This window comes from Phenylobacterium sp. (assembly GCF_031360265.1).
GTDB lineage: Bacteria > Pseudomonadota > Alphaproteobacteria > Caulobacterales > Caulobacteraceae > Phenylobacterium.
Genome location: NZ_JANMBF010000123.1, coordinates 1 through 23491 on the forward strand (window position 1 = coordinate 1; position 23491 = coordinate 23491).

A 23491-nucleotide genomic window follows, 5' to 3' on the forward strand; every position below is an offset into this window, starting at 1 on the left:
GCCCGGACTGGCGCTGGGCGCGCTGTTGACGCCCTTTGGCCTGGGCGGGCCGCCGCTTCAGGTGGCGGGGTTCGCCATAGACCTGCTGAACCGCGTCGCCCACATCGCCGCCAGCGCGCCCAACGCCCTGATCGTCGTCGCAAGCGGACCCGAATGGACCCTGCCGGCGGCCTTTCTGGGCCTTCTGTGGTTGTGCCTCTGGAAGGGCCCCCTGCGCTGGACCGGCCTGCCGCTCGCGCTCGCGGTGTCCCTCGCGCCGAAGCCGGCAACGCCGGACGCCTGGGTGAGCGCCGACGGCGCGGCCGTGGCGATCAGATCGGACAAGGACGCGATCCTGTTTCGGCCTGACGTCAAGCTGTTCGGGGCAGAGCTCTGGGCGCGTCGCCGCGGCCTCGTTCCCGCGGAAGCCGAGGCGCGGCGGGATGCCGCCTACGAATGCGATGCCTGGAACTGCGCGCCGGGCCCAGCGGCGCCGGTACGCCTGGCGGCGGCGTGGAACGTCCGCCGGCCCTTGAAGCCTGGCCGGCTGGAGGACCTCTGCCGCTCCGCCGAGGTGGTCGTTCTGCGTAACGATTTCCGGCCCGAGTCCTGCGCTGCGCCCCTGGTGCTGACCGGTGCTGACTTCGCACGCGGCGGTTCGGCGGAGCTCTATCGCCAGGGACCGGCTCAGTGGCGGATTATCTGGGCGCAGGACTTGCGGGGTCGACGGCCCTGGACCTGGGGGCCAGACACAAGCTCGGCGCGATGACCGTCGCCCGGTCCGCGGGCCGGCCGGCCGGCCGGCGGAGACTGCGTGTGTCGCCAAGTGGCCACACGATCGATGGGCGAGGGCGCGCTCGGGTCCTGCGCCTGATGCTCAGCCCCTGGAGAGGGCGCGGGTCGCCAGGAGCCCCGACCAACCGGCCGAGGCTCCGGCATTTCGGCTATTTCTTCGCGGCGTCTTTGGCCGCGGACACCGCGGCGCCCCCGGCGTCCTTGGCGGCGTCCGCCGCTTTCTTCGCGTGACCGGCGGCGTCCTTGGCGGCTTCACCGGCCGCCATGGCGGGCGCAGCCGCGGCGGCGGCAGTCGGGGCGGCGGCGGCGGCGGCGGCATCGCTGCTGGCGGTCGAGGCGGCGGAATCGGCTGCCGCGGCTTCGGACTTGGCGGCCCCGGCGGCGTCGGTAGCCTTCTCGGCCGGCTTGCTGCAGGCGACGGCGACGAGGCTCATGGCGGCGACGGCCGCGACGGTGAGGATGCGCATCTGGATATCTCTCCCATAGGACTTTGCGGGGTCGCGAAGTCTTCGAAAGCTCTCAGGTGACAAGATCACCCGGGCCCCGACCCATTTAACGCGGAGTCATGATCGGAGTTGCACAATTTCGTGACTGGGCGACCGCCAGGGCGCTCGCCCTAGTGGTAGCGTCGGATCAGCCCGACAAGCTTGCCCTGAACAGCGACCTGGTCGGGACCGAAGATCCGGGTCTCATAGGCGGGATTGGCGGCCTCGAGCGCAATGGAGGCGCCCTTGCGACGCAGCCGCTTCAATGTGGCTTCTTCGCCCATCACCAGGGCGACGACGATGTCGCCGGACGTCGCCGTGTCGCCGCGGCGGATGACCACGAAGTCCCCGTCGAGGATGCCGGCGTTGATCATCGAGTCACCCTGGATTTCCAGGACGAAGTGCTCGCCGGCGCCCAGCATGCTCTCGGGCACCGGAATCCGGTCGCGTTCCTGCTGGATGGCTTCGATCGGCGTTCCGGCGGCGATCTTTCCAAGGATCGGCAGGTCGCGCGTGTCGTTGGCCGCCACCGGGGTCGCCGGGCCGCCATCCACCAGCTGCGGCTTGAACGGGGCCCGGCCCTTGGGCGGGGCGGCCATCGTCGCCTGCTGCGGCAGCTTCAGGACCTCCAGGGCGCGCGCCCGATGCGGCAGGCGGCGCAGGAAGCCGCGCTCCTCCAGAGCGGTGATCAGGCGATGGATGCCGGATTTTGACGCCAGGTCCAACGCCTCCTTCATCTCGTCGAACGACGGGGAGACGCCGCTCTCCTTGATCCGTTCGTGAATGAACATCAGCAGTTCGTGTTGCTTGCGAGTGAGCATGGGCCTGACCTCGAACAGAGCGCCTGAGAACAAAGCGCAAACGTTGGCGATGTTCTCTAGGCGTTCCGTATTAATGTCAAGTTACGGTCTCGGCATTTGAAATCTTTGGGGAAAAAATCCAGATGTCGCCGTGCGGCGGGCGACTCAGCTGGCCAGCAGGGCGCGAGTCGCCGCGGTGACATCGGTCTGGCGCATCAGACTTTCGCCCACCAGCATGGCCTTCGCGCCGGATCGTTCGAGCCGTGCGGCGTCCGCCGACGTGGATATTCCGCTTTCGGTGACGATCAGCGCGCCCTTCGGCGCCGTGGCCGACAGCCGTTCGGTGTTCGCCAGGTCGACGGAGAATGACCGCAGGTCCCGGTTGTTGATTCCCACCAGGTCGGCTCGCAGACGCGCGGCGCGAACCATCTCGGCGGCGTCATGCACTTCTACGAGGGCATCCATGCCATGCGCCCGGGCGGCCGCCATCAGCTCGGCCGCCAGCGCATTGTCCACCATGGCCAGTATCACCAGGATCGCGTCGGCTCCCAGCGCGCGGCTCTCGGCGACCTGCCAGGGATCGACCAGGAACTCCTTGCGGATGCAGGGCAAGGTCGTCGCCCCGCGCGCCGCCGCCAGATAGCTGTCGGCGCCCTGGAAACTTGGACCATCTGTGAGCACCGACAGGCAGGCCGCGCCGCCAGCCTGATAGGCCCGCGCCAGCGCCGCCGGATCGAAGTCCGCGCGGATCAGACCCTTGGAGGGCGAGGCCTTCTTGATCTCGGCGATCAACGCCAGCCGACCGGGGCCATGCGCCCGTTCGAGCGCGGCCCGAAAGCCCCGCGGCGGCGCGGCGTTGCGCGCGGCCGCCTCGATCTGCGCCAGGGGTCGCGCGGCCTTGCGCGCGACAACCTCTTCGCGCTTGTAAATCGCGATTTCGGCCAGGATGTCGCTCATGCGCCGGCCAGCTTCACCAGGGCGGCGAGCGCACCCTGCGCCCGGCCGTCATCGATCACCGCGGCCGCCAGATCGACCCCTTCACGCAGGGTCTCAACGGTCTCGCCGACCAGGAAGGCGGCGGCGGCGTTCAAGAGTACGATATCGCGATAGGGACCCTTTTGACCGGCCAGCAGCCGGCGCAGGGCCGCGGCATTCTCACGGGGCGCGCCGCCAGTCAGATCGGCGAGCGCCGCGCGGGGCAGGCCGACCGCCTCCGGCGTCACGGTAAACAGGCGGACCTGCCCGTCGCGCAGTTCCGCGACGCGGGTCTCGCCCGTGGTGGTCAGTTCGTCGAGGCCTGCGCCATGCGCCACCCAGGCCCGCTCGGCGCCCAGTGCGCGCAGCGCCTCGGCCAGCGGCGCGACCCACCGCTCGGCGAACACGCCGACGACCTGCCGCTGGGCGCCCGCCGGATTGGTCAGCGGACCCAGAAGATTGAAGATGGTGCGAAACCCCAACTCCGCGCGAATCGGCGAGACGTGGCGCATGGCGCCGTGGTGCGCCTGGGCGAACATGAAGCAGATGCCGGCTTCGTCCAGCGCTCTGAGCTGGGTCTCCGCGGGGGCGGCAATATCGACCCCGAGCTCTGTCAGGACATCCGCCGCCCCGGATTTGGAGGACAGCGCCCGGTTGCCGTGCTTGGCGACCTTGAGCCCACCGCCGGCGGCGACGAAGCCGACCGCGGTGGAGATATTCAGGGTGTGCAGGCCGTCGCCGCCGGTGCCGCAGACGTCGATCGTCGGGTAGGGGGGGGCGATCCGCACGGCGGCGATGCGCATGGCGCGCGCGCAGGCGACAATCTCGCCGAGCGTCTCGCCCCGCATCCGCATGGCGGTGAGCGCCGCGCCGACCTGCGCCGGCGTCGGCTCGCCGCGCAGACAGGCGGTGAAAAACGCCCCGGCATTGTCCTCCGTCAGGGTTCCGCCGTCCGCCAGCAGGCTGAGCAAGGGTTTGAACGCGTCGGACATCGAAGGGTGGTCTAGTGTCCCGATTCCGACGTTCGCAGGCGCTCGTGGCCGGCGCGGTCGAACTTCGGGATCGATAGGGACACTAGCAAGCCTTTGTTTCTTAGTGTTCTTTATGGATCTGGAGTTCGCTGAGAACTTGATCCCTCAAGAAGGCGACCTTCAGATCCAGCACACTAGGCGTCCGCCAGCCGTTTGACGCCGGCGATCTCCAGGAAGTTTGCCAGCAGGTCGTAGCCGCACTCGGTGGCGATAGATTCCGGGTGGAACTGGACGCCGTGCACCGGCCGCGTCCGGTGCTGGACGCCCATGATCTCGCCATCCTCGGTCCAGGCGGTGACTTCGAGCTCCGGCGGCAGGTCGCCGCGTTGCACCGACAGGCTGTGATAGCGCGTGGCGGTAAAGGGGTTTTTCAGGCCCGCGAAGACGCCCCGGCCGTCGTGGCGGATCTGGCTGGTCTTGCCATGCATCAGAGCCTTGGCGTGGATCACCTGGCCGCCATAGGCCTGGCCGATCGCCTGGTGACCCAGGCAGACTCCGAAGATCGGCAGGTCGGCCGGCGCCGCAGCCAGCAGAGCCAGGCAGATCCCGGCCTCGTTCGGAGTCTTGGGCCCGGGCGACAGCAGCACGCCCTGCGGTTTCATCCCCAGCGCCTCGGACACCGAGATGGCGTCGTTGCGCACGACATGGGTCTCCGCGCCCAGCTCGTTCAGGTAATGAACCAGGTTGTAGGTAAAACTGTCGTAGTTATCAATCACCAGGATCATGGCGCGCCGAGCTTTATTCCGCCGTCCAGCCGCCGTCCACCGACAGATTGGCGCCGGTCATCTGCTTGGCAGCGTCGCCGCAGAGGAAGACGGCGATGGCGGCGACCTCATCGACGGTGACGAACTGCTTGGTGGGCTGGCTGTCCAGCAGGACATCGTTGATCACCTGATCGCGGGTCAGCCCTCGGGCCTTCATGGTGTCGGGGATCTGGTTTTCGACGAGCGGCGTCCAGACGTAGCCCGGGCTGATGCAGTTGACGGTCACCCCGTGGGTGGCAAGTTCCAGGGCGACGGTCTTGGTGAGCCCGGCAATGCCGTGCTTGGCCGCCACGTAGGCGGACTTGAACGGCGAGGCGACCAGGCTGTGCGCCGAGGCCGTGGAGATGATCCGGCCCCAGCCGCGCCGCTTCATCCCCGGCACGGCCGCCCGGATCGCGTGGAAGGCCGAGGTCAGGTTGATGGCGATGATCTGGTCCCATTTCTCTATGGGAAAGTCCTCGACCGGAGAGACGAACTGGATACCGGCGTTGTTCACCAGCACGTCCACCGAGCCGAAGGTTGACTCCGCCAGGGCGATCATCGCCGCGATCTCGGCGGGCTTGGTCATGTCGGCGGGGGAATGGATCGCCTTGACGCCAAACTCGGCCTCGATGGCGGCGCGCTCTTTCTCGATGTCCTCGGGCTTGCCAAAGCCGTTGATCAGGATGTTGGCGCCCTCCTTGGCCATGGCGCGGGCGATGGCCAGGCCAATGCCGCTGGTGGAGCCGGTGACGACGGCGGTCTTGGAGGTCAGGATCATGGATGCTCATCCTTCGAGGCGGCGGAAGCGGGGGTGTCGGCGCGGGCGTCCCGGCCGGGGTCGATGGCCAGCGCCTCGCCGGCTCTTGGCCGAGCCGGCTGGCTATCGCGGCGGCGGATGCTCCGATCGCCGTCGGCCAGGCCGGACGCCCAATGGTCGAGCATGGTCTGGCGCGAGAACTCGACGTCCTTGAATGCACCCTCGTAGGCGCGATCGCGGTAGATCAACTGGACGACGACCACGGAGGCCTCCTTGGCGAAGGCGTCCAGAATCCGGACCTCGGGCTCCTCCGCGCGGTCCGCGGGCAAGGTCTTGAGCAGGGCGGCGAGGTTCGCCTTGAGCCGGTGAATACGCAACTGGGCGTCCGTGTTCAGGCGGGTGCGGCTGGAGAACCGGATGTCCTTCTCGCGCTCAGCGGCTTCCTGCAGGGTCTTGGGCATCGGGCCGCGGGCGTTGAAAAGATCTACCTGATAGACGACCAGGTCGTCGGTCTGATCGCGGTCGAGCACATATTCGAGCGGGGTGTTGGAGACCAGGCCGCCGTCCCAGTACCACTCGCCCTCGATCTCAACCGGCGGCAGCCCCGGCGGCAGGGCCCCGGAGGCCATGATGTGCTCGGGCCCGATCTTCTGACGTGCATTGTCGAAGTAGGCGAAGTTGCCGGTGCGGATGTTGACGGCGCCGACACTTAGCCGTGTTTCCCGCGCATTGATCCGATCGAAGTCGACCAGCCGCTCCAGGGTCGCCCTGAGCGGCGTGGAATCGTAGACGCTAAGGGCCTCGGGACCGCCCCCGGTGCGGAGCAGAGGCGAGACCGCGCGCGGCGAGAAGAAGCCCGGCACGCCCGTCGCCATGGCCCAGCCGATGCTTGCGTCGCCCAGCATCGCGCGAAAGGCGTCGGGGCTGCCGGTGGCGCCCGCCGACCAGCCCGACGTCACCAGGTCCCAGAACGCGTGCAGCTTCTCGAGGCGGGCTTGCGGCGCGTTGCCGGCGATGATCGCGGCATTGATCGCCCCGATGGAAATCCCCGCCAGCCAGTCCGGCTGGGCCCCCGCGTGGCTCAGCGCCTCGTAGACGCCGGCCTGATAGGACCCAAGGGCGCCGCCGCCTTGCAGAACCAGGACGTGGCAGGGATGCGATGACGTCACGGCGGTCGGGTCCGGTCGGCTTGAGCGCCGTTGCGCGGGCTGTGCGCCCAGCGGAAGGCGATATTGCGGCGCAGCATGGATGGCGCAAGACCTCAGGCCGGCGGTCAGGCCGTTTACATTGATGCCCGGCCAGGACGATCTTGCCGCATGGTCGCCACCGATTCCCTGCTGGACCCTGCTCAGATGCAGCGGGCCCGCGCCCTGCTGGCGCCGCGCAAGCCGGTTGAGCGCCTGTGGCCCTCGATCGCCGCCGCCGCCCTGCTGGCGGTCAGTGCGCTGGTGTTCGCCACCGCCATGATTCTGGCGCCGCCGCTGCTCGTCGAGCACGCGGCGCAGGAACCGGCCGTCGAATAACCGCGCGAAACCGCTGGCGCTTCCGTTGCGTCACGGCGCAGACTTGTCTGCAGACACAGACTTGTCCGGGGAGGACACGCCATGCACGACCTAGTCATTCGAGGCGGGACCATCGTCGATGGCGCGGGCGGGCAGCCATTCATCGGCGACGTGGCGATCGACGGCGATCGTATTGTCGAGGTCGGCAAGGTCGCGGGCGAGGGGCGGCGCGAGATCGACGCCACCGGTCAGATTGTCACCCCCGGCTGGGTCGACATCCACACCCACTATGACGGCCAGGCGACCTGGGATCCGCTGCTGGCGCCGTCCAGCTGGCACGGGGTGACCACGGCGATCATGGGCAACTGCGGCGTGGGCTTCGCGCCAGTGCGGCCCGACGCGCATAATTTCCTGATCGAGCTGATGGAGGGCGTCGAGGACATTCCCGGCATCGCCCTGCACGAAGGCATCGACTGGAAATGGGAGACCTTCCCCGAGTACCTGGACGCCCTGGAGGCCAAGCCGCGGGCGATCGACGTCGGGACCCACGTGCCGCATGCGCCGGTGCGCGCCTATGTGCTCGGCGACCGCTGCAACACCGACTATCAGCCCAACACCGCCGAGATCGCCGAGATGGCGCGTCTTGTGCGCGAAGGCGTCGAGGCCGGCGCTCTGGGCTTTTCCACCTCGCGCACCCTGCTGCACAAGGATCTGAAGGGGGTGCACATGCCGGGCACCTTCGCCGGCTCCGATGAGATGCTGGCGCTGGGCATGTCCATGAAGGGGCTGCGACACGGCGTGTTCGAGATGGTCTCCGACCACCTGGGCGACGACGACGAATGGATGTGGGTGAAGGGCTTCGCCGAGCAGACCGGGCTTCCGGTGACCCTCGTCGCGACGTCGGCCGGCGCCTACGAAGGCGACAAGATGTACAACATCGCCGAGGAGTCGCGGCGGCACGGCATGGATATCCGCCCGCAGATCGCCGGGCGGCCGACCGGTATCCTCCATGGCCTGACCTCGAATTTCCATGTCTTCCTGGCCAGCCCGACCTTCAAGGAAAAGATCGCACCGCTGGATCTGGAGGGGCGCGTCGCGGCGATGCGCGATCCGCGAGTCCGCGCGGCTCTGCTCGGCGAAGACAGCCCGCTGATCAAGGCGGCGATCGGGGACGGACAGGCGGGCGACCTGGCGGTGGCGTTCGGCGGGAGCCTGCTGTGGCGGATTTTCCCGCTGGGCGAGCGGCCGGATTACGAGCCCGACCGCGAGGGCAGCGTCGCCGGCCTCGCCGAAGCGGCGGGCGTGTCGCCGCTCGAGATGATGTACGATCTGCTGATCCGCGACGAGGGCAAGGAGCTGTTCTACCAGCCGCTGGGCGGCTACGTGACCTACAACTTCGACTTCTTCCGCAAGAATATGCAGCATCCCAATGTGTTGTTTGGACTTTCGGACGGCGGAGCGCACTGCGGCGTGATCGCCGACGCCGGCATGCCGACCTTCATCCTGACCCACTGGGCCCGCGACCGGGCCAAGGGCGACCGGTTCCCGCTTGAGTTCCTGGTCCGCAAGCTCTCCAGCGATACCGCCCAGGCCTATGGCCTGAACGACCGGGGGCAGTTGAAGCCCGGGCTGTTGGCCGACGTGAACGTCATCGACTTCGAGAACCTGAAGCTGTTCCGCCCGGAGGCCGTCAACGACCTGCCGGCCGGCGGCAAGCGGCTGGTGCAGCGGGCCGAAGGCTACCGCTACACGATCAAGTCCGGCCAGGTGACGTTCGAGGACGGGGTGTCCACTGGCGCCTTGCCCGGCGGGCTGGTGCGCGGCGGCCGCGAGGCGGTGATCCTGCCGATGGCGGCGGAGTAGGGTCGCGCCTGCCGCCGTCGGTCCGGACGCGGGTCAGTGGATCTTCACCGCAATGATCCGGGGCTTGCTGAAGGCGCAGCCTGAGATCAGCAGCGCCACCTCCTTGCGGTTGAGAAATGCGCTCAACAGGAGCGTGTGGAACAGGCTGTGCCCAGGGTCGGCGGGGTCCGTCGCGTAGCCGGCGTTGGTGACCGCGCACCCGTCGGGATTGACCATTGGCGCGCTGTGCCGGACCGCCATGGTGTCCTGCGCCCAACCCCCTTCGAGTTCCTGGACGGAGCCCCATTGGCTGTACTGCGGGGCCGCCTGGGCCGGGGTCGCCGTCAGCCAGGCCAAGGTCAGGCCCAGGGCGCAGCCGGCGATCCGGCGAGATGAGATGTTTGTGGCCATGATCGTTCCCTTTGCGGGCCCCTGCGGCGCGGACTAGCGCAGCATGAGCGTCAGGCTGGTGGTCTCGGCTACGGCGCACGCGGCCGAACTGTCGGGGCAGGGGATCCGCCCTTCCTGTATGATGGTGACGATGTCAAAGCGCGCGGTGCTGATCGCGGCGCTGTTGCAACTCGAGATGGCGGTCACCCAGGTCCAGAGCGGGGGGTTTGGCGTGCCGGGCACACGCCCGGCGGCGACGCAGGTCGACTGCACGCCGGCGATCCCCACCAGTATGCCGTTGGGCGCGGTCACCAGGTCCGGCCCCCCGCTATCGCCGCCGTTTCCGACCTGGCTCGATCCGTTGACGGGCAGGGTGTAGCTGGTGGAACTGGCGGCGCTCGGCGTGAACACCGCCGTCCGGTATTGACCATCCTGCTGCGCCGGCGTGGGCGGCGGTCCGGCGCTTGCGTACGCGAAAATCCCCCTGCCAAACTTGGTCAAGGTCATCGACGTGTCGACATCGCCGACAAAGAACAGTTGAACGTTCGATTTTCCGAAGTCGCCCGCGCCGAGAAAGATGAGCGCCACGTCGAGGCCGGCGCCCCCCCAGTTTCGCACGAATCGCGTGGGGGTGACAGATCGGGCCGACCAGGCGGCGGTGATCTGCACATTCGCCAACGGCGCCGAGGGACCGTTGACCGCCCCGTTTGTCGTCACACAATGGTCGGCGGTCAACACCCAGAAGCGGTTCACCAAGGTCCCGCTGCACCCGCTGCCCAGCGTGACCAGGCCCAGGTCCTGCTGGGTTTGAACCGGGACGATGGCGCCGGCCACGATCGGCTGCTGGAGCGTGCAGACGCGTCCCTCGGGCGTATCGCGGCAGACGGTTTGAGCGCCGGCGGCGGATCCGAGGCCGACAAAGGCGGCTGCCAATCCCAGCGCTCGAAACGCCCGACACGACATCGCGAATAGCCCCAATGTTCTACCTAGAATAAGGGCGCGGCGATCCGTCAGTCAACCGACGATAGATACCGACGATGGACGTCGCCCGCCGTCGGGGTCAGGCAAACCGACAGCTTCCTTCCGTGGCCCGAGGTCCTGGCCATGCGGCGTTGTCGCCATCCGGCCCAGGGAGAGGATCCGCCACGGACGAGCGGGCTCAGAACTTGGCCTGCAGCTCCACAAAGACCGTGCGCGGATCGCCCCAGCCCTGGAAGAACACCACGGGCAAGGAGTTGCTCCGGTAAACCTCGTTGGTGAGATTCTTCGCCGACACGGTCAGCCTGTATTGCTTCCAGCTGTAGGAGGCCGAAGCGTTCAACAGGCCGAAGGCAGGCTGGTAGTCGCCAAGACCCGCCAGGGTCGTAAACAGATATTGGTCGGTCCAGTTGTAGGCGGCCGTCACATCGGCCGTGCCGGGTCCCAGGTCAAAGGCGTAGTCGAAGCCGATGCGGTAGTTGTACTTCCCGACGCGCTCAAGCGGCTTGCCGGTGATGTCGGAAACCGTGCCCGGCGCCCCGGCCTGACCGCCGGGGCCGATGGGCGAAACCACACCGGGCAGCTTGCCGTCGGTGATCCTGGCGTTCTGGATCCCACCGGAGGCCGTGAGCGTGAGGCCGGGCGCCTGTTCGGGCCGATAGGTGAACTCGAACTCGGCGCCCTTGATCACGACCCGGGGTATATTGACGATATAGGTGTTGGTTCCGGGGCCATCGCCCGGGGTCGTGACGACCTGGCTGGCCTGGTGGTTGCTGTCAATGTTCCAGAAGCCGGCGACGTTGAGGATCACCTGGCCGTCGAAGAATGTGTTCTTCGCCCCGACCTCATAGGAGACGTCGGTTTCCGGATTGAAGGTCGAATAGTTGGCGCCCGGCGAGAAATTGGTGCTGCCCGGCCGCGATTCCGACAGCGTTCCGCGCGGCGAGAACCCGCCGGATCGGAACCCCTCGCTCCGGCTGACGTAGAGCAGGTTCGCGTCGGTCAGCTTGTAGTCCGCCGAGACCCGGGTGATCACCCTGTTCCATGACGCCGAAGCGCCGAACGGAGCCCCCTGAGGCGTGCTGGTTCCGGGTGGGAAGATGATGTTGAAGGCGTTGTGGAAGGTGGTCGACTCGTCAATGTAGCGCAGGCCGGCGGACACCTTCAGTTTGCTTGTGAGGTTCACGTCGAGGTTGCCGAAGACAGAAATGCTGCTGTTTCGCTCGCCCGAAATCTGATTGGTGATCGGGCTTGTCGGCGGCACCCCGGGGACCTTGGTGCGGGTCAGTTGCAAGGCGTCGATCTGGTGGTGGAAATAGTAGGCCCCGACCATGGCCTTGGCGCTTGAGCCGAAGTCGTGCGAAAGGCGGATTTCCTGAGTGAACTGCTTATATTTTTGCGGGCGGGAGGTGTGCAGAAACCCCAGGATCGGGTTCGGCAGCACCCGGCAGACCTCGCCTCCCAGGACTGACGCGCCGCAACTGCCGTCGAAGTCCTGTTCGGCGTCATCGTTTTGATTGATGTAGGCCGTCACCGAAGCGACCTGGCCGATCGGCGAGGCGTAGTCGATGTTCAGCGCGTAGCGCTGCTGGGTCATCAAGTTGCGGTCCGGAAAGTCGTTGGCGACCTGCAGCGGGCCCAGCGGAACAGTGACGCCGGGAATGTAGGGGGACCCGTACTGGTTGTAGGCGAGGCCGGGGATGACCGCCGGCAGGAAGCTGTAGACCTTGGCCGCCAACGGATTGCCGAGCGCAACGGGGGTGCCTTCGCCATATTGATGGGTGAAGTCGGCCGTGGCCAGCAGGTGAAGATCGGAACTCAGGTTCCAGTCGAGCGCCAGCGTGCCGGTGATCAGCGCATCGCGACCATAGCTCTTCTGCAGGTAGATATTGTCGAGGAAGCCATCGCGCGAACGTTGCGAGAGCCCCAGCTTCACGCCGGCGGTCTGACCCAATGGCGCGTTCAAGATGACTCTTTCGACATTCTGCCCATAGTCGCCGTAGCCGACGCTCAGGTTCGCCCCCCACTCGTGTGTCGGCCGGGTGCGGTGGACGCTGATCGCGCCAGCGGTGGTGTTCTTGCCGAAGAAGATGCCCTGCGGACCTCGGCTGACCTCGACCTGGGCGATGTCGAATGCATCGAGCAGCTGCGCGGTGTTGGTGCCGATCACAACATCGTCGATCAACAGCCCGACCGCCGGGTTCTGGCCCTTCTCGATATCGGAGTAGCCCAGGCCGCGTATGTAGATGGCCGCCGATCCGGCGCCGGCGCCGACCCGGCCGATTTCCACATTGGGGGCGATGCCGTTGAGATCCTCCAGTGTCCGGGGCTTCAGGGTTTCCAGCTGCCTGGCCGTCACCGCCGTCACCGCGATGGGCACTTCCTGAAGCTTTTCGCTGGAGCGGCGGGCCGTGACCACAACCGTTTCGACGTTGGTGGCGTTTGTCGCGGACGCCTTGGCCGCGGCCTCGGCCGCCAGCGCGGGTTGGGCCGCCGCCCCCAGCAGAAGGGCGCCGCAGCCCATCAAGGTGTTCCGTAGGCCCGAGGGCTGGTTGGTCATGGTCTTGCCTCCCCTGGACCGGTGAACACGTCTCGCGCGCGCTTCGGATGATGGTCCCAGGGGTCAAGATTGGGCGCTGGCCAAAATAAAAGTCAAGCCTGATTGTTAAAAGCGTGACGGGTGGCGTGGGGCGGATTCGTCAGCCGCACACGTCCGCGCGACGGGGCCCCGCCATCGCCGAGATTGGCGGGGCCGAGCTATACGAACCGCCAGCTTTCCTCCGCCGCCTGCCGCAGCGCCCTGGCCTTGTGCAGGGTTTCTTCGTACTCGGCGTCGGGGTCTGAATCGGCCACCACCCCGCCGCCGGCCTGGACGTACATCACGCCATCCTTGAAGAGCGCGGTGCGCAAGACAATGCAGGTGTCCACCGAGCCGTCGCAGCCGAAATAGCCGACGCCGCCAGCGTAACCGATGCCGCGCTTTTCGATCTCCAGCTCGTCGATGATCTCCATGGCCCGGACCTTGGGCGCCCCGGACAGCGTGCCGGCGGGCAGGGCGGCCATCACCACGTCCACGGGGTCGAGGCCCTCCGGCGCATCGCCCTCGACGTTGGAGACCAGGTGCATCACATGGCTGTAACGCTCCACGAAAAAGCTGGCGGTGACGCGGACGCGGGGGGCGCCTCGGCGGACCCGCGGCGTCTGCGGAGCTTCGTTCGCACCGTTCGCCTTCAGCATCGCCACCCGGCCAACATCGTTGCGGCCGAGGTCGAGCAGCATCAGATGCTCGGCGCGCTCCTTGGGGTCGGCGATCAAGTCGGCCTCCAGCGCCGCGTCCTCGTCCGGCGTCGCGCCGCGCGGCCGGGTGCCGGCGAGCGGCCGCAGGGTGATCTTGCCGTCGCGCAGGCGCACCAGGATCTCCGGCGACGAGCCCGCCAGCTGGAAGTCACCGAAGTTCAGGTAGAACAGGAAGGGCGACGGATTGGTCCGCCGCAGCGAGCGGTACAGCGCGAAGGGATCGCGCGTGAAGGGGCTGCGGAGGCGATGGCTGGGCACCACCTGGAAGATGTCGCCGGCGCGGATATAGGCCTTGGCCTGCTCGACGATCTCACGATAGCGCGCGCGGCTGACCGGCGAAGTGAAGGCGTCGGGCTCGGCCTGGCCATCGCCCGCCAGCACCGGCGTCGGACGCCGCAGGTCACCCATCACCGCCCGCAGCCGGTCCTGCGCCGAGGCGTAGGCGTCCCGCGGCGCACTGGCGTCCGGACGCACCGGCGTCACCAGGATGATCTCCTGGGCGATGGCGTCGAAGATCGCCACGATCGAGGGCCGGGTCATCACCCCGTCGGGCAGGTCCAGCGGATCGGGGTTGATGTCGGGCAGCCGCTCCACCAGCCGGATCATGTCGTAGCCGATGGCGCCGAACAGGCCCGCCGACGGCGGCGGCAAGGTCTGCGGCCGCTCGATCCTCGAGGCCGCGACCAGGTCGCGCAGGCTGTCCAGCGCGCCGCCCTGCTGGGCGACGAACCGACCGGCGGCGATGTCGGCCCCCTCGGCGATCTCGGCCCGGTCGCCCCGGCATCTCCAGACCAGGTCCGGGTTGAGCGTGATGATCGAATAGCGCGCGCGAAAGGCGCCGCCCTCGACGCTCTCGAAGAGGAAGGCGTAGGGCCGTCCATGGCCAATCTTCAGATAGGCCGAGACCGGAGTCTCCAAGTCGTCGATCAGGCGCGTCCAGACCAGTTGCGGGGCGCCAGCCTGGTACGCCTGCTCGAAAGCCGGATACGCAGGCTCGATGCTCATTTAGCGAGGCCGGGCTTGGCCGCCGGTCCGCCGGGCTTGCCGGTTCCCTTGCCGTCAACGCTCTTGGGGTCGATCGGCTCAAGGCCGATGGCCTCGCGGGCGCGGTTGGGGTCGATCACGACCTTGACCTTCCGGCGCGCCGCGGCGTTGGCGGATTCGCCGAGTTCGCGAACGAAAGACTGGCTCATCTGCGGGCGCAGGTCCTCCGCCATCCGGGCGATTGTCGCGCCGTCGCCGGTGTGGATCGCCTCCAGCTGGCCGACCACGAACCCCAGGCGGGTGAACCCGGCGGTGAAGATCTCACCGGGCCGGGCGGTGAAGATCCTGGCCAGCATGTCCTGCGACAACAGCGGGTTCTGGCCGGCCGTCTGGCGGCTGATCGCCGGGACCTGCACGACCTTGGCGCCGGTCGAGGCGGCCACCGCCGCCAGCGTCTCACCGCCCTTGATCCGCGTGGCCAGGGCGTCGGCGCGGGCCTGCAGCGCCTTGCTCAGTTCCCGCATCTGCCAATACTGCAGCAGCTTCGGCTTGACCTCGGCCAGTTGTGGCAGGGCAGGCGGGATGATCTTCTCCACACGCACGGCGAAATATTCGCCCCCGCCGGCGTCCTCGACTTCGCTCTCGCCGCCGACGGGCAGCGCCCAGGCGGTCTCCATCAACTTCTGCGACAGTCCCGGCACAGGCTGGGCCTGCAGGTCGCGGCCGGTCTGGGTGACCGGACCGATGGTGACCACGGGAACGCCGGCCTTGGCGGCCGAGGCGGCGAGGTTGGCGCCGCCCTGATGGGCGTCGTCGTAGGCCTGGGTAAGGGCATAGACCTTCTCGGACGCGGCATCCTTGCGGATCTCCGCCTCGATCGCCGGGCGCACCTCTTCCAGGGTCACGGCCCGGCCCGGGGTCGCGGAGATGACCTTGACCACCGCGAGTCCCAGGTCGCCGCGCACCGGCGCCACCTGGCCGACAGGCAGGGCAAAGGCGGCCGCGGCGACCTTGTGGTCGGGGATCGCCGTCTGCGGCTTGTTGGCGTAGGTGATGGCCTCCACGCCCAGCGACTTGGCGATGGCCGAAGGAGTCTCGCCCTTGGCCAGACGCTGGCCGATCTGATCCGCCGCGCTCTGATCCTTGGCCGGGATCTGGATGATGGTGCGGGTCTGGGGGGTGGACAGCGTGTCCTTGCGGTAGTCGAAGCGCTTCTTCACATCGGCCTCGTCCACCGCGAGACCGGCGCCGACCAGGGCGGGCGAGAACCGCGCCACCGTCAGGATCCGGAACTCCGGCCGGGTGAGTTGTGAGGCGTTCTGTTTCATCAGTTCGGTGAGCTGGGCGTCCGTCGGCGCGGCCGGTTGCGGCACGCTGCCCGGCTCGACAACGAAATAACCGACGTCACGGCTTTCCAGTCCGTAGATGGCGGCCAGGGCGGAGTAGGCCAGGGGAGCCTGTAGGCCGGCGATCAGGCCCTTGGCGACCTGATCCTGGGTAATCTCGTCGCGCATGCGGCTTTCGAAGACGGCTGGTGTCATGCCGTTCTCGCCCAGCTTCTGCTTGTAGGCTTTTTCGTCGAACCGGCCGGACACCTGATCGAAAAACGCGGGGATCTTCTGAATTTCGGCGGCGATCAAGGTGTCGGCGGGCCTGATGCCGATCTTGGCCAGCAGGGCGGCGAAGGCCTCGCGGGTCGCAACGCCCTCGAGCACCTGGCGGTCGAGGCCGTTGGCCGCGGCGAGTTCGGCGGTGATCGGCCGGCCAGCCTGCTGTTCGACCTGGGCCTTGTAGCCATCGAACGCGCGCTTGTAGTCGGCGGCGCTCACCGTGCGGCCGCCGGCGACGATCACCGCATCGCTGACCTTTGCGCGAAACACGTCGCGGATCCCGAAGACGGCGAAGCTGACGATCAGCAGGGCGATCAGCACCGCGGCGTAGGGAGATTTCGCGAAGGCGCGAATGGCGGAAAGCATATGGTCCCTTTCAGGGGAGCCCGGTCAGGTGGGCAGGCGTGCGCGCCGGTATAGTGGAGGCCGCTCCCGCCCGGCAAGCGCGTGACTTGCGCCGCGGCTTGGCTTAACCGCGCCGATCAGCATTCTGCTCGCGAGGCCGCATGACCGCTCCGACCCCCTTGATCGCCGGAAACTGGAAAATGCACGGCCTTGCCGCATCCCTGGACGAGGCGCGCGCGGTGGCCGCGGCGCTGGCCGGGGGGGTGGGCGCGAAGGCCACGCGCGTGGCGATCTGCCCGGCGGCGCCGCTGATTTCACGGATGGCCCAGGCGCTGGCCGGCTCAAGGGTCGAGACCGGCGGCCAGGACTGTCGCGCCGAGGCGTCGGGCGCGTTCACCGGCGACGTCGCCGCCGAGATGTTGGCTGACGCCGGCGCGACCCTGGTGATTCTCGGCCACTCGGAACGGCGCGCCGGCCACGGCGAGGACGACGCCCTGGTGGCCGCCAAGGTGGGCGCGGCCCTGCGCGCCGGGCTGGAGCCGATCATCTGCGTCGGCGAGGCCCTGGACCAGCGCGAGTCGGGCCATGCGCTGAGCGTGGTGATCGGGCAGGTGAGAGGGTCGCTTCCCGCCGGGCTGGCCGGTAGGCCCTTCTCGGTCGCCTACGAGCCGGTGTGGGCCATTGGCACGGGCCTGACGCCCACCACGCCTGAAATCGAAGAGATGCATCGGGCCATCCGCAGGGTGCTCGGCGAGATGTTCGGACCCGCAGCGGATCGTGCGCCGATCCTCTATGGCGGGTCGGTGAAACCCTCGAACGCCGCGGAGATCCTGCATGCGGCCGAGGTCGGCGGGGCCCTGGTCGGCGGCGCGTCCCTGAAGGCCGACGACTTTCTGGAGATCATCCGCGCCCTAGGCTGAGGGTCCCTTCAGCTCCACCGTGTTGCCCTCAGGGTCTTGGACGTAGAGGGAGAGGCCGTCGCCGTCGGCGCCGTAGCGCTCGCCTTCCTCGAAGATCCGCACGCCATGCGCCGCCAGGTGGGCACGGATCGCCGCCTCGTCGAAGGGCCGGACCTGCAAGGCAAAGTGGTCGAGGTTGCGGCCCTCCTTGCCGGGCGCCGCGCCGCCCAGCTTCCCCAGGGGCCCATCGAGGGTGACCAGGTCAATCATCTGCGGCCCGGCGCGGATATGGGTTAGGCCGAGTTCCGGCCGGTCGCGATCGACGGTGAGGCCCAGGACACCCTGATAGAACCCCAGCATCGCCGCCTTGTCGCGGACCCTCAGCACAATGTGGTCGAAGCAGTTGACTTGGATCGGGTTGGCCATGGGCGCCTCCTGACCTGCAGATGGGAAGGCCCCGGCTACAGCAAAAGCCCGAACAGCCGGCAATCGCGGCGGTCGCCGTCGCGCAGAACGTGGCCGCGCAGCAGACCTTCCTCGACAAACCCCAGCCGTTCCAAAAGGGCGTCGGAGCGGCGGTTGCCCAGGTGGGTGCGGGCCAGCAGACGCCGCAGTCCTTGCGTGGCGGCATAGGACAGCACAGCCTGCATGGCCTCCGAAGCGTAGCCTCGGCCCCAGGCTTCGCGCCCGAGCATGAAGCCGACCTCGGCGCGCCTGTGGCGCCGATCGATCTCGGAGAGGTCGCAGGTCCCGATAAATTGGCCGTCACTGAGACTTCGCATTGTCCAATAGACCGCCCGGCCCTCGTTCATCTCGTCAACCTGGCCCGCGACGATGTTTCCGATGACATCGGGATCGTCGATCTCGCCCACGTCCCAGAAGGCCATGACCTCCGCGTCGGCCATCAGCGGGAATATGTGCCGGGTGTCGTCCGCGACCAGGGGGGTCAACCGCATCCGCTCGGTTTCCAGGATCGGCAGGAAGGATGTGTCTGAACTCATCTTGGGTGGCGTGCTTGTCTGCGGGCTGTGACGCCCTAGCTATGGCCTTGCGGCGGCCTCGGTGATAGAGCGCGGCCTCCAATTCGGCGCGCCATCCCTAGTTTCGACAAGGCTTGTGCCCGCCCGAACCCACGGGACCTCGAAGACCTATGCTGATTGGCATCCTGCTCGCCGCCCAAATCGTTGTCAGCCTGATCCTCGTGGGCGTCGTGCTGCTGCAGCGGTCCGAAGGCGGCGGCTTCGTCGGAGGCGGCAGCCCGTCGGGCATGATGTCGGTGCGCGGCGCGGGCGACCTGTTGACCCGCACGACCTGGATCCTGGGCGCCGCGTTCTTTTCCATCAGCCTGCTGCTGACCATCCTGGCCGGCCGCGAGAAGGGCGCCTCATCGGTGGTCGACCGGCTGAAGATCGACGCCATCGACCCCAGCACGCTCAACCAGCCCAAGCCGGGCCAGCCCCCGGCCGGCACGGCCCAGCCCGGCGCCCCCGCCGGCGCACCGAGCCCGCTGCAGGCGCCGACGCCGACGGTGCGCAATCCGTTCCTTGGCGAGACCCAGGGCCAAGCCGCCCCGGCGTCGCCGCCCGCGAAATAGCCCTGTGTCGTCCCGGGCCTTGGAGGAATTTCACCAAGGCAGAGGCCGAGACCCCGAATCACCGCTAATCTGAACGCCCATGGCCCGGTACATTTTCATCACCGGCGGCGTGGTCTCCTCCTTGGGTAAAGGTCTGGCCTCCGCCGCGCTCGGCGCGCTGCTGCAGGCGCGCGGCTATCGGGTGCGCCTGCGCAAGCTCGACCCCTATCTGAACGTCGATCCGGGGACCATGAGCCCCTATCAGCACGGCGAGGTGTTCGTCACCGACGACGGCGCGGAGACCGACCTCGACCTTGGTCACTACGAGCGGTTCACTGGCGTCAACGCCACGCGGGCCGACAACATCACCACCGGCCAGATCTACAAGACCATCATCGAGAAGGAACGCCGCGGCGACTATCTGGGCGCGACGGTCCAGGTGATCCCCCACGTCACCGACGAGATCAAACAGTTCGTGCTCTCAGATCCGGGCGAGGGCGTCGACTTCGTGCTGGTGGAGATCGGCGGCACGGTGGGCGACATCGAGGGCCTGCCGTTCTTCGAGGCGATCCGCCAGCTGGGCCAGGAACTGCCGCGCGGCCACGCCTGCTTTATCCACCTGACGCTCTTGCCATTCATCAAGACGGCCGGGGAGATGAAGACCAAGCCGACCCAGCACTCGGTCAAGGAACTGCGCTCCATCGGCATCCAGCCGGACATCCTGCTCTGCCGCTGCGAGATGCCGATCCCCGAGAGCGAGCGGAAGAAGCTGGGCCTGTTCTGCAACGTCCGGCCCAGCGCCGTGATCCAGGCTATGGACAGCGACAGCATCTATGCGGTGCCGCTCGACTATCACGCCCAGGGCCTGGACGCCGAGGTGCTGGACGTCTTCGGCCTGACCGACGCCCCGGCGCCTGACCTCGGTCGCTGGCAGTCCATCGCGCGCACGCTCAGCCACCCCGACGGGGAGGTGAACATCGCCATCGTCGGCAAATATACGGCGCTGACCGATGCCTATAAGTCCCTGATCGAGGCCCTGACCCACGGCGGCGTGGCCAACAATGTGCGGGTGAAGTTCGAGTGGATCGAGGGCGAGGCCTTCGAGCGCGACGAACAGATGATCGGCGAGCGGCTGACCGGGGTGCACGGCGTGCTGGTGCCAGGCGCCTTCGGCGAGCGCGGCTCGGAGGGCATGATCCGCGCGGTGAGGTTCGCCCGCGAGCACGAGATCCCCTATTTCGGCATCTGCTTTGGCATGCAGATGGCGATGATCGAGGCGGCCCGGAATCTGGCCGGGATTCGCCAGGCCTCCTCGACCGAATTCGGCCCGACGTCGGAGCCCATCGTCGGGCTGATGACCGAATGGCTGCGCGGCAACGAAAAGGAGCTGCGCGGCGAAGGCGACAACCTCGGCGGCACCATGCGTTGCGGCGCCTATGAGGCGGTGCTGGCGCCCGGCAGCAAGGTGGCGGAGATCTATGGCGCGCCGACCATCTCGGAGCGCCACCGCCACCGCTATGAGGTCAATATCGCCTACCGCGACGCCATCGAGGAGACCGGCCTGAAGTTCACCGGCCTGTCGCCGGACGGGGTGCTGCCGGAACTCTGCGAACGCGCGGACCATCCCTGGTTCATCGGCGTGCAGTTCCATCCGGAGCTGAAGAGCCGGCCCTTCGACCCGCACCCGCTGTTCGCCAGCTTCATCGGCGCGGCGCGCAGCCGCAGCCGGCTGGTCTAGCGCCGTGGCGGCCGCCGCCGACCTCCGCCGGATCGCTTTGGCCCTGCCTGAGGCCTACGAAGACACGCACCGTCGGCGCCCAGCCTTGCGGGTGGCCAAGAAGATCTTCGCCATGCTGGGCGTGGCCGGGAACGGGGCGATGTTTCCGTCCCTGGGCCAAGACGATGTGGCCGTGGTCAAGCTCGACCGCGAAGATCAGTTGAACATGGCCGCAGCCCATCCGCGGGCCATCCAGCCCACCGAGACCTACGGCCACCACGGCTGGACCTATCTGCGGCTGACGAGCCTCGACGAAGCGACTCTGGCGATCATCCTGAGGCTGGCCTGGGCGCATGTCGCCCCCAAGCGACTGACCCGGGCGCCGGCGCCCTAACGCAGGAAGAACAGCGCCCAGTAGGCCATCAGCACCAGGTTGCTGACCGCGAACGGGATCAGGCGGTGCATGACCGTGTTGTAGGTCAGATGGATCGCCGAGTGGATCACCCGCAGGGCGACGTAGGCCCAGGCGACCCCAAGCACGACGGCGTCCACCTTGCCGGCGACGAAGAACATCAGGCTGCCCACATAGAACAGCATCGGCAGCTCGAGCAGGTTCATATAGTTGCGGTTGGGGATCGAGACGTGGCCAGGGACCGCGGCCGATTCGCCGAACTTGAAATCATCGCTGACGATCTGGCCCGCGGCGCCAGCGCGGAACCGGCGCAGCGGGATCTGGCCCAGCACCACGAAGGTCAACAGGGCGAGCACCCCCATCGGCGCGAAGATCAATGACTGGGTCATGCAGCCTCCCCGAAATGCGTACGACGTAAACTAAGCCGGCGTCGCTTGATCGGCGAGGGGGTTTCGGGCATAAGCCCGCGCTCACGTCGGCGACCCTCATCGTCTCCGGCCCCTTTTCCACGCCAGCGAGAGTCTCCGATGGCCGTTCCTAAACGCAAAACATCGCCGTCGAAGCGCAACATGCGCCGCTCGCACCATGCGCTGGGCGCCAATTCCTTCGTCGAGGACAAGGAAACCGGCGAGCTCAAGCGCCCGCACCACGTCGACCTGAAGACCGGCATGTACAAGGGCCGCCAGGTGATGACGCCCAAGGACGACTGACGACCTCGCGTACAGTCGCCAAAGTTCGCCCTATGGCCTCACGCCGGTCGCCTTGCGCGGCCGGCGTTTCGCATTTCCGGAGGGGGGCGAGCGGACTATTGCGTCCGCCCCCGGGCCTGGACGGCCGCGCGCCGCGCCTCGACCATCTGCGGGGTGACGGCGGCGTTGTGGACGACCGAGCGTTGGTGCTCGAGCGCCAGGCCATCATCCAGGCTGAGCCCATAGCCGTCGTCGATCATAGCCTTGTAGGCTGCCAGCATCTCGGCCTCGATGGAGGCCATCTCCCGCGCCAGCTTCAGCGCCGCCGGCATCAGCTCGGCGGGCTCGACCACGCGGTTCACCAGCCCCCAGTCATAGGCCTGCTGGGCGCTGAGGAAATTGCCGGTCAGCGACAGTTCCTTGGCGCGATAGGGGCCGATGGCGCGGCTGAGCTTCTGCGACAGACCCCACCCGGGCGTGATCCCCACCCGCGCATGGGTGTCGGCGAAGCGCGCGTTGGTCGAGCAGATCAGCACGTCGCAGGCCAGCGCCACCTCGAACCCGCCGGTGATCGCCACGCCGTTGATCGCGCCCACGATCGGCTTGGAGCAGGCCAGCACGGCGCGGGCCGGGTTCTCGGACGGATCGACGGCATTGGCCGCGCCCATGCCCAAGGGATCGGTGGAGAGCTCCTTCAGGTCCAGTCCCGCCGTGAAGGCCCGCTCACCCGCGCCGGTCAGCACGATCACTTTCACGCTCGGGTCGGCGTCGAGTTCGGTGAGCGCCTGCTGCAGCGCCGCGCGCAACGCCTTGGAGAGAGCGTTCATCGCCTCGGGTCGGTTCAAGGTGACGACGGCGACGGCGTCCTGGCGTTCGACGAGCAGCATGGGGTTTCTCCGGTTGGCGGCATGAAACCCGAGAGGGCTTAGGGGTCAACGCGGCATCCCGCCGGTTAGGCGTTGTGGCGGCGGTTCGAATTTGTCGCCCGTCGCATAACCCCAAGGTCTGTAGCGGTCAAAGAGCAGACGGCCGATCTCACGATCAATGGGTTTCGGAAGCGCGGAGTGAAGACGCTCGTATGCCGACGCTTCAATGAACTCGGCATAGCCGATGGCTATAAATCTCGGATCCAGCCGGAGCTCATGTACCGCAGTGTCAACCTGTGCGGGCGTATACGTTGGCTCTCCACCATAGGCGCGCGACAAATGGGAGCCGAGGCTACGGGCGTAGGCTCTCGCGGCACGATGCCATCGCCAACGTTCCAGCCAACCCATGCGACCTCTCGCCGTTGAGCTCATGGTGCAGGTTGGAAGGCAGCGACGAGAAGTCAACCGGCGTTGCCGCCCGCCAAGAAGCTGGCTAAGCCTCGCGCGCTCCCAAAACCCTGAGAATCCCCATGACCGAGATCGTCGACATCATCGCCCGCGAAATCCTCGACAGCCGCGGCAACCCGACGGTCGAATGCGACGTCCTTCTCGAGTCCGGGACGATGGGCCGCGCCGCGGTTCCTTCGGGTGCTTCGACCGGTTCGCGCGAAGCGATCGAGCTGCGCGACGGCGACCCGGCGCGTTACCTCGGCAAGGGGGTGCTGCGCGCAATCGAGCATGTCAACACCGAGATCAGCGAAGCCGTGCTCGGCCTCGACGCGAGCGAGCAGGCGTTCCTCGACCGCACCCTGATCGACC

Annotated in this window: 24 protein-coding genes and 1 pseudogene; 9 read left to right on the forward strand and 16 right to left on the reverse strand. The window is 67.7% G+C overall.

From position 1 onward, the window contains the following. On the forward strand, window positions 1–748 hold a 748-nt coding region (locus tag RMN86_RS11390; protein ID WP_405041344.1), incomplete at its 5' end, for a ComEC/Rec2 family competence protein. A 175-nt stretch (window positions 749–923) separates the two neighbouring features. Here RMN86_RS11390 and RMN86_RS11395 read toward each other — a convergent pair. From RMN86_RS11395 to RMN86_RS11425, 7 genes are all read right to left on the reverse strand, one after another. Beyond that, the gene (locus RMN86_RS11395) at window positions 924–1241 is read right to left on the reverse strand and encodes a hypothetical protein (RefSeq protein WP_309605965.1); all 318 of its coding nucleotides are present in this window, start codon (window positions 1239–1241) and stop codon (window positions 924–926) included. 149 nt (window positions 1242–1390) lie between these two features. Next, complete coding sequence (gene lexA, locus RMN86_RS11400; protein ID WP_309605966.1) at window positions 1391–2080, reverse strand: transcriptional repressor LexA; 690 nt, start codon at window positions 2078–2080, stop codon at window positions 1391–1393. A gap of 144 nt (window positions 2081–2224) precedes the next feature. Beyond that, window positions 2225–3016, reverse strand: coding sequence for an indole-3-glycerol phosphate synthase TrpC (gene trpC / locus RMN86_RS11405; RefSeq protein WP_309605967.1), 792 nt, complete (start codon window positions 3014–3016; stop codon window positions 2225–2227). Then, the gene (gene trpD / locus RMN86_RS11410; RefSeq protein WP_309605968.1) at window positions 3013–4026 is read right to left on the reverse strand and encodes an anthranilate phosphoribosyltransferase; all 1014 of its coding nucleotides are present in this window, start codon (window positions 4024–4026) and stop codon (window positions 3013–3015) included. The genes trpC and trpD overlap by 4 nt, the downstream gene beginning before the upstream one ends. 173 nt (window positions 4027–4199) lie before the next feature. Next, entirely contained in the window at window positions 4200–4790 is a 591-nt protein-coding gene (locus RMN86_RS11415; protein WP_309605969.1) for an aminodeoxychorismate/anthranilate synthase component II, read from the reverse strand. Window positions 4791–4803: 13 nt separating this feature from the next. Further along, on the reverse strand, window positions 4804–5589 hold the full coding sequence (locus RMN86_RS11420; RefSeq protein WP_309605970.1) for a 3-hydroxybutyrate dehydrogenase: 786 nt from the start codon (window positions 5587–5589) through the stop codon (window positions 4804–4806). Next, the gene (locus RMN86_RS11425; protein WP_309605971.1) at window positions 5586–6737 is read right to left on the reverse strand and encodes a patatin-like phospholipase family protein; all 1152 of its coding nucleotides are present in this window, start codon (window positions 6735–6737) and stop codon (window positions 5586–5588) included. Before RMN86_RS11425 ends, RMN86_RS11420 begins: the two co-directional genes overlap by 4 nt. Before the next feature lie 147 nt (window positions 6738–6884). Here RMN86_RS11425 and RMN86_RS11430 point away from each other — a divergent pair, with 147 nt between their 5' ends. After that, window positions 6885–7091 (forward strand): hypothetical protein, encoded by a 207-nt coding sequence (locus tag RMN86_RS11430; protein ID WP_309605972.1) that lies wholly within the window; start codon window positions 6885–6887, stop codon window positions 7089–7091. An 81-nt stretch (window positions 7092–7172) separates the two neighbouring features. Then, on the forward strand, window positions 7173–8933 hold the full coding sequence (locus tag RMN86_RS11435) for an amidohydrolase family protein (RefSeq protein WP_309605973.1): 1761 nt from the start codon (window positions 7173–7175) through the stop codon (window positions 8931–8933). 33 nt (window positions 8934–8966) lie between these two features. Here RMN86_RS11435 and RMN86_RS11440 read toward each other — a convergent pair whose 3' ends face one another. From RMN86_RS11440 to RMN86_RS11460, 5 genes are all read right to left on the reverse strand, one after another. After that, entirely contained in the window at window positions 8967–9323 is a 357-nt protein-coding gene (locus RMN86_RS11440; RefSeq protein ID WP_309605974.1) for a hypothetical protein, read from the reverse strand. 33 nt (window positions 9324–9356) lie between these two features. Continuing rightward, window positions 9357–10235: a trypsin-like serine protease gene (locus RMN86_RS11445; RefSeq protein WP_309605975.1), complete on the reverse strand. Its 879-nt coding sequence runs from the start codon at window positions 10233–10235 to the stop codon at window positions 9357–9359. Between the two features lie 226 nt (window positions 10236–10461). Next, the gene (locus RMN86_RS11450; protein ID WP_309605976.1) at window positions 10462–12840 is read right to left on the reverse strand and encodes a TonB-dependent receptor domain-containing protein; all 2379 of its coding nucleotides are present in this window, start codon (window positions 12838–12840) and stop codon (window positions 10462–10464) included. Window positions 12841–13037: 197 nt separating this feature from the next. Continuing rightward, the gene (trpE, locus tag RMN86_RS11455) at window positions 13038–14582 is read right to left on the reverse strand and encodes an anthranilate synthase component I (protein ID WP_309605977.1); all 1545 of its coding nucleotides are present in this window, start codon (window positions 14580–14582) and stop codon (window positions 13038–13040) included. Next, window positions 14579–16537, reverse strand: coding sequence for a SurA N-terminal domain-containing protein (locus RMN86_RS11460; RefSeq protein ID WP_309605978.1), 1959 nt, complete (start codon window positions 16535–16537; stop codon window positions 14579–14581). Before RMN86_RS11460 ends, trpE begins: the two co-directional genes overlap by 4 nt. Window positions 16538–16677: 140 nt before the next feature. Here RMN86_RS11460 and tpiA point away from each other — a divergent pair, with 140 nt between their 5' ends. Further along, the gene (gene tpiA, locus RMN86_RS11465; RefSeq protein ID WP_309605979.1) at window positions 16678–17436 is read left to right on the forward strand and encodes a triose-phosphate isomerase; all 759 of its coding nucleotides are present in this window, start codon (window positions 16678–16680) and stop codon (window positions 17434–17436) included. Here tpiA and RMN86_RS11470 read toward each other — a convergent pair. Both RMN86_RS11470 and RMN86_RS11475 read right to left on the reverse strand, forming a co-directional pair. After that, entirely contained in the window at window positions 17428–17841 is a 414-nt protein-coding gene (locus RMN86_RS11470) for a VOC family protein (RefSeq protein ID WP_309605980.1), read from the reverse strand. The genes tpiA and RMN86_RS11470 overlap by 9 nt on opposite strands. A 35-nt stretch (window positions 17842–17876) precedes the next feature. Then, a complete protein-coding gene (locus RMN86_RS11475; protein ID WP_309605981.1) occupies window positions 17877–18416 on the reverse strand; it encodes a GNAT family N-acetyltransferase in 540 nt (179 codons plus the stop codon). A 149-nt stretch (window positions 18417–18565) separates the two neighbouring features. Between RMN86_RS11475 and secG the strand changes: the two genes are divergently transcribed. From secG to RMN86_RS11490, 3 genes are all read left to right on the forward strand, one after another. Then, window positions 18566–19009 (forward strand): preprotein translocase subunit SecG, encoded by a 444-nt coding sequence (gene secG / locus RMN86_RS11480; RefSeq protein ID WP_309605982.1) that lies wholly within the window; start codon window positions 18566–18568, stop codon window positions 19007–19009. Between the two features lie 79 nt (window positions 19010–19088). Continuing rightward, the gene (locus RMN86_RS11485) at window positions 19089–20726 is read left to right on the forward strand and encodes a CTP synthase (RefSeq protein WP_309605983.1); all 1638 of its coding nucleotides are present in this window, start codon (window positions 19089–19091) and stop codon (window positions 20724–20726) included. A 4-nt stretch (window positions 20727–20730) separates the two neighbouring features. Beyond that, complete coding sequence (locus RMN86_RS11490; RefSeq protein WP_309605984.1) at window positions 20731–21099, forward strand: MmcQ/YjbR family DNA-binding protein; 369 nt, start codon at window positions 20731–20733, stop codon at window positions 21097–21099. On the opposite strand, the gene RMN86_RS11495 is transcribed toward RMN86_RS11490, so the two are convergent. Next, window positions 21096–21506, reverse strand: a complete 411-nt coding sequence (locus RMN86_RS11495; RefSeq protein ID WP_309605985.1) for an MAPEG family protein — start codon at window positions 21504–21506, stop codon at window positions 21096–21098. The two genes, RMN86_RS11490 and RMN86_RS11495, sit on opposite strands and share 4 nt — an antisense overlap. Window positions 21507–21644: 138 nt before the next feature. Here RMN86_RS11495 and rpmF point away from each other — a divergent pair, with 138 nt between their 5' ends. Further along, window positions 21645–21827: a 50S ribosomal protein L32 gene (rpmF, locus tag RMN86_RS11500; RefSeq protein WP_309605986.1), complete on the forward strand. Its 183-nt coding sequence runs from the start codon at window positions 21645–21647 to the stop codon at window positions 21825–21827. A gap of 95 nt (window positions 21828–21922) precedes the next feature. Here the strand turns inward: rpmF and RMN86_RS11505 are convergent, their stop codons facing one another. After that, a complete protein-coding gene (locus RMN86_RS11505; RefSeq protein ID WP_309605987.1) occupies window positions 21923–22693 on the reverse strand; it encodes an enoyl-CoA hydratase in 771 nt (256 codons plus the stop codon). A gap of 509 nt (window positions 22694–23202) precedes the next feature. Between RMN86_RS11505 and eno the strand changes: the two are divergent. Continuing rightward, window positions 23203–23491, forward strand: a pseudogene (gene eno, locus RMN86_RS11510) (phosphopyruvate hydratase); the annotation flags it as partial.

Coding starts and splice junctions, on each gene's coding strand:
- RMN86_RS11395 (WP_309605965.1), bottom strand. CDS start 1,241: ATGCGCATCCTCACCGTCGCGGCCGTCGCCGCCATGAGCCTCGTCGCC.
- trpD (WP_309605968.1), bottom strand. CDS start 4,026: ATGTCCGACGCGTTCAAACCCTTGCTCAGCCTGCTGGCGGACGGCGGA.
- lexA (WP_309605966.1), bottom strand. CDS start 2,080: ATGCTCACTCGCAAGCAACACGAACTGCTGATGTTCATTCACGAACGG.
- tpiA (WP_309605979.1), top strand. CDS start 16,678: ATGACCGCTCCGACCCCCTTGATCGCCGGAAACTGGAAAATGCACGGC.
- trpC (WP_309605967.1), bottom strand. CDS start 3,016: ATGAGCGACATCCTGGCCGAAATCGCGATTTACAAGCGCGAAGAGGTT.
- RMN86_RS11495 (WP_309605985.1), bottom strand. CDS start 21,506: ATGACCCAGTCATTGATCTTCGCGCCGATGGGGGTGCTCGCCCTGTTG.
- RMN86_RS11435 (WP_309605973.1), top strand. CDS start 7,173: ATGCACGACCTAGTCATTCGAGGCGGGACCATCGTCGATGGCGCGGGC.
- RMN86_RS11450 (WP_309605976.1), bottom strand. CDS start 12,840: ATGACCAACCAGCCCTCGGGCCTACGGAACACCTTGATGGGCTGCGGC.
- RMN86_RS11460 (WP_309605978.1), bottom strand. CDS start 16,537: ATGCTTTCCGCCATTCGCGCCTTCGCGAAATCTCCCTACGCCGCGGTG.
- RMN86_RS11440 (WP_309605974.1), bottom strand. CDS start 9,323: ATGGCCACAAACATCTCATCTCGCCGGATCGCCGGCTGCGCCCTGGGC.
- RMN86_RS11415 (WP_309605969.1), bottom strand. CDS start 4,790: ATGATCCTGGTGATTGATAACTACGACAGTTTTACCTACAACCTGGTT.
- RMN86_RS11420 (WP_309605970.1), bottom strand. CDS start 5,589: ATGATCCTGACCTCCAAGACCGCCGTCGTCACCGGCTCCACCAGCGGC.
- RMN86_RS11505 (WP_309605987.1), bottom strand. CDS start 22,693: ATGCTGCTCGTCGAACGCCAGGACGCCGTCGCCGTCGTCACCTTGAAC.
- RMN86_RS11470 (WP_309605980.1), bottom strand. CDS start 17,841: ATGGCCAACCCGATCCAAGTCAACTGCTTCGACCACATTGTGCTGAGG.
- RMN86_RS11475 (WP_309605981.1), bottom strand. CDS start 18,416: ATGAGTTCAGACACATCCTTCCTGCCGATCCTGGAAACCGAGCGGATG.
- RMN86_RS11430 (WP_309605972.1), top strand. CDS start 6,885: ATGGTCGCCACCGATTCCCTGCTGGACCCTGCTCAGATGCAGCGGGCC.
- RMN86_RS11485 (WP_309605983.1), top strand. CDS start 19,089: ATGGCCCGGTACATTTTCATCACCGGCGGCGTGGTCTCCTCCTTGGGT.
- secG (WP_309605982.1), top strand. CDS start 18,566: ATGCTGATTGGCATCCTGCTCGCCGCCCAAATCGTTGTCAGCCTGATC.
- trpE (WP_309605977.1), bottom strand. CDS start 14,582: ATGAGCATCGAGCCTGCGTATCCGGCTTTCGAGCAGGCGTACCAGGCT.
- rpmF (WP_309605986.1), top strand. CDS start 21,645: ATGGCCGTTCCTAAACGCAAAACATCGCCGTCGAAGCGCAACATGCGC.